Annotated in this window: 8 protein-coding genes and 1 pseudogene; 3 read left to right on the top strand and 6 right to left on the bottom strand. The window is 74.2% G+C overall.

Annotated elements, in window-relative coordinates:
* Positions 1-121: 121 nt before the first annotated feature.
* Positions 122-649, top strand: a pseudogene (locus MTQ10_RS21400) (amino acid permease); the annotation flags it as partial.
* A gap of 55 nt (positions 650-704) precedes the next feature.
* On the top strand, positions 705-1,967 hold the full coding sequence (locus MTQ10_RS21395) for an arginine deiminase (protein ID WP_247470796.1): 1,263 nt from the start codon (positions 705-707) through the stop codon (positions 1,965-1,967).
* A gap of 25 nt (positions 1,968-1,992) precedes the next feature.
* Here the strand turns inward: MTQ10_RS21395 and egtD are convergent, their stop codons facing one another.
* The 6 genes from egtD to MTQ10_RS21365 form a co-directional block, all read right to left on the bottom strand.
* On the bottom strand, positions 1,993-2,955 hold the full coding sequence (gene egtD / locus MTQ10_RS21390) for an L-histidine N(alpha)-methyltransferase (RefSeq protein WP_247470793.1): 963 nt from the start codon (positions 2,953-2,955) through the stop codon (positions 1,993-1,995).
* Positions 2,952-3,755 carry an ergothioneine biosynthesis protein EgtC gene (egtC, locus tag MTQ10_RS21385; protein WP_247470789.1) on the bottom strand — a complete coding sequence of 268 codons (804 nt, stop codon included), beginning with the start codon at positions 3,753-3,755 and terminating at the stop codon, positions 2,952-2,954. Before egtC ends, egtD begins: the two co-directional genes overlap by 4 nt.
* The gene (gene egtB, locus MTQ10_RS21380) at positions 3,755-5,113 is read right to left on the bottom strand and encodes an ergothioneine biosynthesis protein EgtB (RefSeq protein WP_374117661.1); all 1,359 of its coding nucleotides are present in this window, start codon (positions 5,111-5,113) and stop codon (positions 3,755-3,757) included. The genes egtC and egtB overlap by 1 nt, the downstream gene beginning before the upstream one ends.
* Positions 5,110-6,429 carry an ergothioneine biosynthesis glutamate--cysteine ligase EgtA gene (gene egtA / locus MTQ10_RS21375; RefSeq protein WP_247470786.1) on the bottom strand — a complete coding sequence of 440 codons (1,320 nt, stop codon included), beginning with the start codon at positions 6,427-6,429 and terminating at the stop codon, positions 5,110-5,112. The genes egtB and egtA overlap by 4 nt, the downstream gene beginning before the upstream one ends.
* A 260-nt stretch (positions 6,430-6,689) precedes the next feature.
* Positions 6,690-7,136 carry a type II toxin-antitoxin system PemK/MazF family toxin gene (locus tag MTQ10_RS21370; protein WP_247470782.1) on the bottom strand — a complete coding sequence of 149 codons (447 nt, stop codon included), beginning with the start codon at positions 7,134-7,136 and terminating at the stop codon, positions 6,690-6,692.
* Between the two features lie 17 nt (positions 7,137-7,153).
* A complete protein-coding gene (locus tag MTQ10_RS21365) occupies positions 7,154-8,602 on the bottom strand; it encodes an amidase (RefSeq protein WP_247470779.1) in 1,449 nt (482 codons plus the stop codon).
* Between the two features lie 265 nt (positions 8,603-8,867).
* On the opposite strand from MTQ10_RS21365, the gene MTQ10_RS21360 reads away from it, so the two are divergent.
* Positions 8,868-10,994, top strand: coding sequence for a SpoIIE family protein phosphatase (locus tag MTQ10_RS21360; protein ID WP_247470776.1), 2,127 nt, complete (start codon positions 8,868-8,870; stop codon positions 10,992-10,994).
* Positions 10,995-11,034 lie beyond the last annotated feature (40 nt).

Below are 11,034 nucleotides of genomic sequence, written 5' to 3'. Positions count from 1 at the left end.
ACATCATGCGCTGCCTCAAACGCTTCGTGGCCCGCGAGGTCTACCGGGCCCTGACCAGCACACCGACCGAACGAATCACTCAAACCGACCTGGCTCCAGCGGCTTGACAGCCATAGGAGCATCCCTGATGGCCGCCGAGGTGCTCCTCGTCGCCGCCAAGGACGACGACATGCCGCGCTTCCTGCGCCGCGTCAGCTCCGCCGACGTGCCCGTGCCCGCGCTGCTGCTGACGTCCTGCCTGGTCCAGCTGGTGCTGATCGTCACCGCGTTCTCCGACGACGCGTTCAATTTCGCCCTCGACCTGACCAGCGCCCTGTCCCTCATCCCGTACCTCCTGGCAGCCGCGTTCGCCGTCCGCATCGGACTGCGGCCCGACCCGCTCACCATCGGCGGCCGGCTCCGCGCCCGCGAACTGACCGTCGCCGCGATCGCCACGGTGTACACCGCGTTCCTGCTGTACGCGGCCGGACTCCGGTTCGTGCTCGTCTCCTTCATCGTGTACGCCCCGGCCACCGTCCTGTTCGTGATGGCCCGCCGCGAGCAGGGCAGACGCCTGTTCTCCCCGGCCGAACTGGTCGTCCTCGCCGTGTCCGTCGCGGGTGCCGCCCTCGGCGTCGTAGCCCTCGCCGTCGGCTGGATCAGCCTGTGACCGCCGCCCGCGCCCCCGTCCCCGCTTCCCTCCCGTACGACCCCCGGAGACCCACGTGACCAGCAATGACACCGAGCCCGGGCCCGCCCTGGGCGTCCACTCCGAGGTCGGCCGGCTGCGCAAGGTCCTGGTGTGCCGGCCGGGCCTGGCCCACCGCCGCCTGACCCCCACCAACTCCGACGACCTCCTCTTCGACGACGTGATGTGGGTGGAGAACGCCCAGCGCGACCACGCCGACTTCGTCACGGAACTCCGCCGCCGCGGCGTCGAGGTCGTCGAACTGCACGACCTGCTCGCCGAGACCATGGCCGTCCCCGAGGCGAAGGACTGGCTGCTCGACCGCAAGATCGTCCCCAACCAGGTCGGCATCGGCCTCGTCGACGGCACCCGCGCCTACCTCGACGGCCTGCCCCCGCGGCAGCTCGCCGACTTTCTCATCGGCGGCCTCGCCACCACCGACCTGCCCGAGGAACACCGCACGCCGTACCTCGCCCTCGCCCGCGAGTCCACCGGCGCCCGCGAATATCTGATGCCGCCGCTGCCCAACACCCTCTACACCCGCGACACCACCTGCTGGCTGTACGGCGGCGTCACACTCAACCCGCTGTACTGGCCCGCCCGCCACGACGAGACCCTCCTGATGAAGGCCGTCTACACCTTCCACCCCGACTTCAAGGACGCCACGGTGTGGTGGGGCGACCCCGAACTCGACTGGGGGCAGGCCACCTTCGAGGGCGGCGACATCATGCCCGTCGGCAACGGCGTCGTCCTCATGGGCATGAGCGAACGCACCTCACGCCAGGCCGTCACCCAGGTAGCCGCCGCCCTGTTCCGCGCCGGAGCCGCCCGACAGGTCATCGTGGCCGGCATGCCCCGGCTGCGCTCCGCCATGCACCTGGACACCGTCTTCACCTTCGCCGACCGCGACCTCGTCACCCTCTACCCGAAGATCATGGAGGCGGTGCACACCTTCTCCCTGCACCCCAGCGACCGGGCACCCGGCTTCGACGTCGTCGACGAGGGCAGCACCCCCTTCACCGACGTCGTCGCCAAAGCCCTCGGCCTGCCCGCGCTGCGGATCGTGGAGACCGGCGGCGACGTCTACGCCTCCGAACGCCAGCAGTGGGACAGCGGCAACAACGCCGTCGCCGTCGAACCCGGCGTGGTCTTCACCTACGACCGCAACACCCAGACCAACGCCCTGCTGCGCGAGGCCGGAGTGGAGGTCCTCACCATCGTCGGCGCCGAACTCGGCCGGGGCCGCGGCGGCGGCCACTGCATGACCTGCCCGCTCGTCCGCGACCCCGTCCCGTACTAGGCAGGTGGGTGGTCCACCGCCACGGTCAGCGCACCGTGCTCAGCGACAGCGCGAAACGGCCGGCCGCGTCCGTCCACCACCGCGTCAGTTCCAGACCCGCCGCCGCCAGTTCCGCACTCACCCCCTCCTTGCGGAACTTCGCCGACACCTCGGTGCGCAGCTCCTCACCGGCCGCGAAATCCACCGCCAGGTCCAGCGCCGGGACCTTCACGGTCTGCGCGACACGGGAGCGCAGCCGCATCTCGATCCACTCGTCGTCGGCGTTCCACAGGGCCACATGGTCGAACGCGGCCGGGTCGAAGTCGGCGCCCAGCTCACGGTTGACGACGGCGAGGACGTTCTTGTCGAACGCGGCCGTGACACCGGCCGCGTCGTCGTACGCCCGCACCAGCACCCGCTCGTCCTTGACCAGATCCGTGCCGAGCAGCAGCGCGTCCCCGGGCGCGAGCATGGCGCGCACGGCGCCGAGGAACGCGGCCCGTTCGGCGGGCAGCAGATTGCCGATCGTGCCGCCGAGGAACGCCACCAGCCGCGGCCCCGGCGTCTCGGGCAGCTCCAGCTCACGGGTGAAGTCGGCGATCAGCGCGTGCACCCGGAGCCCCGGCCGTTCGGCCGCCAGCGCCTGTCCGGCCCGGACGAGGGCGCTCTCGCTGACGTCGACCGGGAGGTAGACCCGCAGACCGGTCAGGGCGTCCAGGAGGTGGCGGGTCTTCTCGGAGGAGCCGGAGCCCAGCTCCACCAGCGTGCGGGCGCCCGCCGCGGCGGCGATGTCGCCGGCCCGGTCGATCAGGATCTCCCGCTCGGCGCGGGTCGGGTAGTACTCGGGCAGTCCGGTGATCTGCTCGAACAGCTCGCTGCCGCGGGCGTCGTAGAACCACTTCGGCGGCAGCGTCTTCGGCGTCGCGGTCAGGCCGTGCAGCACATCGGCGCGCAGGGCCGCCTCCGTGGCGTCCTCGGGCAGGGTGCGGGTGATACGGAACGGGCTCACGTGCGGGGCTCCTCGGGTGCGGCGTCGTCGGTGTCCTCGACCGGCTCGTCGTCGAGGTGTTTCAGCGGCGTCAGGAGCACGTCGCCGCGGTGCGCCGCGAGCAGCGTGCGATCGGGGACGCTCCGCCAGCGCGGATCGTCGTCGTACGGTTCGGAGGCCACGACCGTGCCCCGGCCGGACTCGCGCAGATACCACAGGGTGTCGCCCCACGCGGTCGCGGTGATCGTCGTGCCGTCCGTCAGCAGCAGGTTCAGCCGCGATCCGGGGGCCGCCGCGGCGACCTCGGTGACCGTGTCGGCGAGCGCCTGCCCGTCGGGGTCGCCGGCCCGCAGCCGTGCCAGCACCAGCGCCCACACCAGCGCCGAGTCGTTGCGCGCCTCCAGCGTGAGCAGATCGGCGGGCGGCAGCGTCCGCGACAGCGCGGCCAGGGAGCCCGGCCAGCCGGCGACGGCACCGTTGTGGCTGAACAGCCACCGCCCCGCCGCGAACGGCGCCGCCGCGGCCTCCCCGTCGGCACCCGCCTCCGTCGCGTCCCGTACGGCGGCCAGCAGTGCGCCCGTGCGGACCACGCGGGCCAGGTCGGCGAAGGACAGGTCCGCCCAGATCGGCCCGGCACGCCGGTAGCGGGCCGGCACCGGGTCGCCCGGCGCGTACCAGCCGACACCGAAACCGTCGGCGTTGACCGTGCCGTACCGCTGGTGCCGGGGCGCCCACGACTGGCGGTACAGGGCGTGCGGCGGCTCCGTCAGAAGCCGCCCCAGCGCCTGCGGATCGCCCACATAGGCGAGATGACGGCACATCAGACGTCCTCCGCGGAGCGCGCCGTGCGGAATCCGGAGAAGATCTGCCGCCGGATCGGATAGTCCCAGTTGCGGAACGTTCCCCGGCAGGCCACCGGGTCCACGGCGAACGAACCACCGCGCAGCACCTTGTACTCGGGCCCGAAGAACACCTCCGAGTACTCCTTGTAGGGGAACGCCCGGAACCCCGGATACGGCGTGAAGTCGCTCGCCGTCCACTCCCACACGTCGCCGATCAGCTGCCGCACCCCGAGCGGCGACTCACCGGCCGGATAGCTGCCCGCGGGCGCGGGACGCAGATGGCGCTGGCCGAGGTTGGCGTGCTCCGGCCGCGGGTCGTCGTCGCCCCACGGGTAGCGCATCGAGCCCCCGGTCGCCGGGTCGAAGCGGGCCGCCTTCTCCCACTCGGCCTCGGTGGGCAGCCGCCGCCCCGCCCAGCGGGCGTACGCGTCGGCCTCGTACCAGCACACGTGCAGCACCGGCTCGTCCGGCGGGACCACCTCGGTCACCCCGAACCGCCGCCGCAGCCACTGCCGGCCGTCGCGCCGCCAGAACAGCGGCGCGGTGATGCCGTGGGCGCGGATGTGCGCCCAGCCCTCCGGCGTCCACCAGCGTTCGTCGGCGTAGCCGCCGTCGTCGATGAACGCCTGGTACGCGGCGTTCGTCACCGGCGTGGTGTCGATGTGGAAGGCGGGGACGTCCCTGGTGTGCGCGGGCCGTTCGTTGTCCAGCGCCCACGGCTCGGCGGAGGTGCCCATCGTGAACGGGCCGCCGGGGACGAGGACCTCGGCCGGGCCGGTGAACAGCGGCGCCGGCTCCGGGTCGGGCGCGGTCAGGGCCCGCGGGCCCCGGCGGAGCTGATGCGTGATCAGCATCGTCTCGTCGTGCTGCTGCTCGTGCTGGGCGATCATCCCGAACGCGAACCCGGCCTCGGTCAGCCGGGACCCGTCGAACGCGGTCCGCTCCAGCACGTCCAGCACCCGGGCGCGGATGTCCGCCGCGTACGCGCGTGCCTCCTCCGGTGGCAGCAGGGGCAGCTTCGGGCGTTCGGCACGCGGGTGCTCGAAGGCGTCGTAGATGCTGTCGATCTCCGGCCGTATCGCCTCCTGCCCGCCGACCGTGCGCCACAGCCACTGCTCCTCCTGGTTGCCGATGTGCGCCAGGTCCCACACCAGCGGCGACATCAGCGGCGAGTGCTGCGCGGTGAGGTCGGGCTCGTCGACGCAGGTGGTGAGCAGCGTGGTGCGGTCACGGGCGGCGGTCAGGGTGGTCAGGGCACGCCTGCGGAAGACCTCGGGGTCCTCCGGTGCAAAACCGGCGGTGCCCGCGGACTGCGGGTCGACGGCGGACTCGGTCACTGGCGGAAGTCCTTCCCGTGCGCGGTCGTGCGGGGCGGGGATGCGGCCGGGGCGGTGGCGCCCAGCCGGTCGAGCAGATCGTCGGCGGGGCAGCGCCCCGCGCGGACGTAACGGTCCAGGTGGCCGGCGACGGCGGCGGTGATGCGCGGTTCGGCGCCGAGCCGGGGCAGCGCCTCCAGGGCGGCGTCGAAACAGACGACGGCGGCCTCGCGCAGTTCCGGGTCCGCGAGCCCGTCGCGGGCCGCCGCCGTCCACAGCGGGTTGTGCGGGGCGGGCAGCCCGAGGGTCCGCTCCGTCAGCGGTTTCACCGCGCGGTACGCGGTCTCCGCCGCCCGCGCGTCGTCGAACAGCGCGGCCGTCACCGCGAGCGGCACGATCCAGCCGTCCTCGCCGGGCTGCGCGTCGATCATCCGCAGCTCCAGATGGCCGCGCGGGCGCACCGGCGGGAAGAGGGTGGTGATGTGGTAGTCGAGGTCGGCGCGGGTCGGCGGCCTGGGCGCGCCCGAACGGATCCACTGCCGGAAGGTGAGCCCGTCCGGCACCTCCCACGGCCCGCCGTCACGCCGGATGCACATCACGGGGCTGTCCAGCACATGCCGGGCCCACGCGGAGCGCGGGTCGCCGTCGGGCGCGGGCGCCCCGGCCCGTCCGGGGCCGATCTCCGCCCACAGCAGCTGCCGGGTGGACCGCCAGCCGGTGGCCCGGTCCAGGGCCACGGGGGAGTTGGCGAACGCGGCCACCAGGACCGCGCCCACCGTGTGCGCCAGCCACCAGCGCCGCCCGTGCCCCAGCGGGCCGGGTTCCTCGTACCCCGCGTCCAGGCAGACCTGGACCGACGCGGAGGTGCACATCATGCGCCGCCCGGCCGGGCCGGTGCGGTCGAGGTACGCCTCCATGGCGTCGTAGCGGGGTTCGCGCAGATAGCGGCGGGGCCGGTGCCAGGGGTCGTGGCCGAGGCCGACCAGGCCGAGACCCTGGTCGCGCAGCACCGCGCGGACGGCGTCCAGGTCGGCGGAGACGGTGCCGATGCACTCGGTGAGGGAGGCGGCGGGGAGCGAACTCAGCTCCAGCTGGCCGCCGGGTTCGACGGTGAGCGCCGAGGTGAGGGGAACGGTGCGCAGGGCGGCGTAGGCCGCTTCGAGACGGTCGCGTGAGACGGGGAGCCGCGGTGCGTGCAGCTCGTGGACGAGCCATTCCAGTTCCACCCCGAGGGTGCGGGGCGGGCCGGTCTTGAAACAGATGCCCTTGACCAGGGCCTCCACTTCCGGTTCGGTGACCGCGGCGCTATCCGTACAGCCACTTTCCGAGTCGGACATGTCGGGATCCTCCTGAGAGTCCACCATGCCACTGCTCCCGGCGCGGGTCGCCCCGAGAGCGGCACTCGTCCCACCCAAGACCCTCCGGAGGGTTCGCACAAGGGCGCCCCTGGCCGCGTTCGGGACCCGTAAGAAAAGAACAGGTGTTCTCTGGGGGTGTGCGGGCGCGCGGGCAGGCGGACTCGACCGGAGCGAAGCACGCACGTGCCGCGGCCGAGGGGCCTTTCCGCGCGCATGCTCCGCTCCGACACCCCCCGACCTCAGCTCCAGCCGTAGCGCTCCCGTAGCCGTCGGCGCACCAGGTCGAACCGGCCCCGGTCCAGGGCGCACGCCTCGCGACGCATGCCCTTCTCGTGCAGCCGCAGCACCCGGTCCACGTCCACCCACGACGGACGCCCCGACCGGTCCCACGGCCCGCTGCCGATCGCCACCCACTCACGGTCGCCGTCGTGCCGCTTGCTCGACAGCTGCACGGCGAGGAACGTCCCGGCGGCCTCCCGCGCGACGACCAGCACGGGCCGGTCCTTGCCCCGCCCGTCGTTCTCCTCGAACGGCACCCAGGTCCACACGATCTCCCCGGGATCCGGGTCGCCGTCGTGGGCCGGCGAGTACTCGGTACGCACCCGGCCGACCTCGCGCGGGTCGGCCTCGGTGGTGGCGGTGGGCCCGTACCGGCCCGGGACACTCTCATCGGTAAACGCAGTCACGGGGGCACCCTAGGGCCTCACATGCGGAGTGCGTCACCCGGCTCGGGCGCCGCCCGGTCCTTCTCCGCCCCGTGCGGGGGCCACAGCTCGTGCCAGCGCAGCTCGCGTTCCAGCTGCGCGGCCAGCGAGATCAGCAGCGGCTCACTGTTCGCGGGGCCGAGCAGCTGCGCGCCGACCGGCAGGCCGGGGCCGACGAAACCCGCGGGGACGGCGACGCCGGGCCAGCCCAGCACGTTCCACGTCCACGCGTACGGGCAGGCCGCGATCATCGCCCGGTCCGTCGCCAGGCCGCCCAGCTCCATCAGCGCCCCGATCCGCGGCGGGGGAGCGGCCGTGGTCGGCGCGAGGATCACGTCGTACGACGCGAAGAACCCGCCGATACGGCGGTGCAGCACCGCCTCCGCGCGGCGTGCCGCCCGCAGCGGCGGCCCGCCCAGCAGGCGCCCCAGCCGGGCCGCGCCCCGGGTGCGCCGGTCCAGCAGCTCGGGATGCGGCGCCTCGCTCACCCACTCGGCGATCCCCGCCGTGGCCCGGGGCACGAACGTCAGCCCGATCTGCCCGTACGGCGGGTCCGCCAGGGTGACCCTGTGCCCCAGCTCCTCCAGCTTCCCCGCGAGGTCGAGGACACGGGCCCGCACCTCCGGGTGCAGGCGGGCCCGCACCGCGGTGAACGGCGGCTTCAGCGCGAGCGCGATCCGCAGCCGGCCGGGATCGCGGCCCACCGCGCCCACGGCGTCGATCCGCGGCGGCCGGTGCGGGTCGCGGGGGTCGTTGCCGCTCGCCGCGTCCAGCAGCAGCGCGGCGTCGGCGACCGTACGGGCGAGGGTGCCGTTGACGGTGATGCCCTGGAACGACTCGCCGCGCGGCCACGTCGAGATCCGGCCGCGCTGCGGCTTGATGCCGACGAGACGGGTCCAGGAGGCCGGGATGCGCACCGATCCCGCGCCGTCCGAGCCGAGCGCCGCGGGGACGAGCCCGGCGGCCACGGCGGCGGCCGAGCCCCCGGAGGAACCGCCCGGAGTGTGCTCCGGGTTCCAGGGGTTGCGGGTGGCGCCGAACGCGGGCCCCTCGGTGAACGGCCACTGCCCGAACTCGCACGTGTTGGTCTTGCCGACGATCACCGCCCCGGCCGCGCGCAGCCGCCGTACCGCCTCACCGTCCTCGGCGACGGCCGGGAAGTCGCCGCCGCAGCCGAACGCGGTCGGCTCCCCGGCCACGTCCATGTCGTCCTTCACCGCCACCGGCACCCCCAGCAGCGGCCGACGCACCCCCGCGGCCAGCTGCGCGTCCGCTGCGTCCGCCTCCGCGAGCGCCGCCTCGGCCCGCACCACGCGGAACGCGTTCAGGGTGCCCTGCGTCGCCTCGATCCGCGCCAGGCACTCCTGCGTCAGCTGCCGCGAACCGACTTCGCCCGCGGCCAGTGCACGGGCGGTCTCCACCAGGCCCGCGCTGCGGTCAAGGGTCATACGAGGCACCTCCGGCACGACGACGTCCGCGGCGGGGACCCACCGACTACCGAACGGTAACCTCCGAGGGGCCGGTCGCGCAGGAAGATGCCCCGCACGCGGCTGAATCCATCGCCCGGGGGTACCGGGACTGAAGGGTGCGCGGCCGTGCGCAGGCCGGGACGCAAGACGTGCCGGCCGTGGCGCGGATGCGTACCGTCCCTGGTGAGAGGCGGCATCGGACCGGCCCCCGGCCCGTGCCGGGGCCGCCCCGGCTGGAGCTGCCATGACCGATGTGCGCCACGACGCGGCGGGGGTCGACGCGCTGGACGCCGCGTTCGCGGAGACCGTGCGCCGCACCGGCGCGTCCATCGGCGCCCTCTACCTGCTCGCACCGGACCGCAGCCACCTCTTCCTCGCCCTGCTGAGCGGCGCGCCCGCGGAGGTGGCGGAGCCGTGGGCCCGGATCCCGCTGAACGCCCCCGCACCGGTGGCCGTGGCCCTGCGCGAGGAACGCATCGTCTGGATCGGCAGCCAGGAGGAGATGGCCCGCTCCTATCCGCGCACCGCGGCTGCGTTGCCCTACCCCCTGACACTGGCCGCGGCCCCCGTGACCGGGGTGCGGCCGTGGGGGGCGTTGCTGCTGATGTGGCCCGCCGGCCGTCCGCAGGACATGACGCGGCGCGAACGCGGCCACATCACGGCCCGCTGCCGGCGCCTGGCCCGGCTGCTGGAGGAGGCCGAGGCGCTCGGCGCGCCCCCCGCCCCCGACGAGCCGCCCCGTGTGCTGGCCGCTGAGTCGGCAGGCGGCGCCGCGGGCCCAGCGCTGGCCGCCGCCGACTTCGTCGAGAGACTCCCCGGCGGCAGCTGCGCACTGGACCTCGAAGGCCGTTTCACCTATCTCAGCTCCGGCGCCTGCCGGCTGCTCGGCCAGGAAGCCGGCCGGCTGCTGGGCACCCTGCCCTGGCACTCCCTGCCCTGGCTCGACGACGCCGCCGTCGAGGACCGCTACCGTGCCGCCGTCATCAGCCGCGAACCCGTCGTCTTCTCCGTACGCCGTCCGCCCGACACCCCACTGGACTTCCACCTGTATCCGGACGCCAGCGGGATCAGCGTGCGGATCGTGCCGAGCGGTGCCCCGCATCCGCCCCCGCCGGTGCTCGCCCGGCCGGCGGGCGCCCCCGCGCAGCCCCGCGCGGGCCGCCTCTACCAGCTCACCCATCTGGCCGCCTCCCTCACCGAGGTGGTCGGTGTGCAGGACGTCATGGACCTGATCGCCGACCAGGTGATGCCCGCGTTCGGCGCGCAGGGCATGGTGCTGTCCACGGTCGACGCCGGCCGGCTGCGGATCACCGGACACCGCGACTACCCGACGGAGACCGTCGAACGCCTCGACGGTCTCGCCCTCGACACCCGCTACACCCCGGCCGGCCGGGTCCTCGCCACCGGAGTCCCGGAGTTCTTCCCCGACCGGGAGGAGATGCGCTGCGCCTACCCGGAGGCCGCCGCCATCAGCGGCAAACAGGCCTGGGCCTTCCTCCCGCTGATCGTCTCCGGCCGGCCGGTCGGCTGCTGCGTCCTGTCGTACGACCGTCCCCACCCGTTCCCGGCGGAGGACCGCGCCGTGCTCACCTCCCTCGCCGGTCTCGTCGCCCAGGCCCTCGACCGGGCCCGCCTGTACGACACCAAGCACGACCTCGCGCACGGGCTGCAACAGGCGCTGCTCCCGCGAACCCTGCCGGACGTGCCGGGGCTGCGGATCGCCGCCCGCTATCTGCCCGCCACGCGCGGCATGGACATCGGCGGCGACTTCTACGACCTGATCCCGCTGGGTGCCACCGGCGCCGCCGCCGTGATCGGCGACGTCCAGGGGCACGACGTGGCCGCCGCCGCGCTCATGGGCCAGGTCCGCACCGCCGTCCACGCCCATGCGGGGCTCGGCACCACCCCGGACCGGGTGCTGCGCGGCACCAACCTGCTCCTGACCGACCTCGGCGCGGACCTCTTCGCCAGCGCCCTGTACGCCCGCCTGGACTTCGCGGCCCGCCGTGTCGCGCTGGCCAGCGCCGGGCATCCGCCGCCCGTGGTGCGGCTGCCCGGCGGGGAGGCCAGGCCGCTCGACCTGCCGCCCGGACCGCTGCTGGGCATCGACCCCGGGGCGCGGTTCCCGGTCACGGAGATCCCCCTGACCCCCGGCCTGATGCTCGCCTTCTACACCGACGGCCTGATCGAGATGCCGGGCACCGATCTCGACGAGTCGATCGCCGACCTCGCCCGCACCCTCGGGGGCGCCGACGACCAGGACCTCGAGGCGCTCATCGACTCGCTGGTGACGGAGGCCGGAGCGGGCCGGCAGCGCACCGACGACGTGGCCCTGCTGGTGCTGCGGTGGCTGGGGGACGGGGGCGATTGACTTGAGGCGCGGCGCGCGTGGTCGGGGGACGGGTGACGGA

Origin of the sequence: Streptomyces sp. XM83C, assembly GCF_023072675.1 — a bacterium.
GTDB classification, from domain to species: domain Bacteria; phylum Actinomycetota; class Actinomycetes; order Streptomycetales; family Streptomycetaceae; genus Streptomyces; species Streptomyces thermocoprophilus.
Note: the sequence above shows the minus strand (reverse complement) of the source record. Positions and strands in the feature narration are given on the sequence as shown.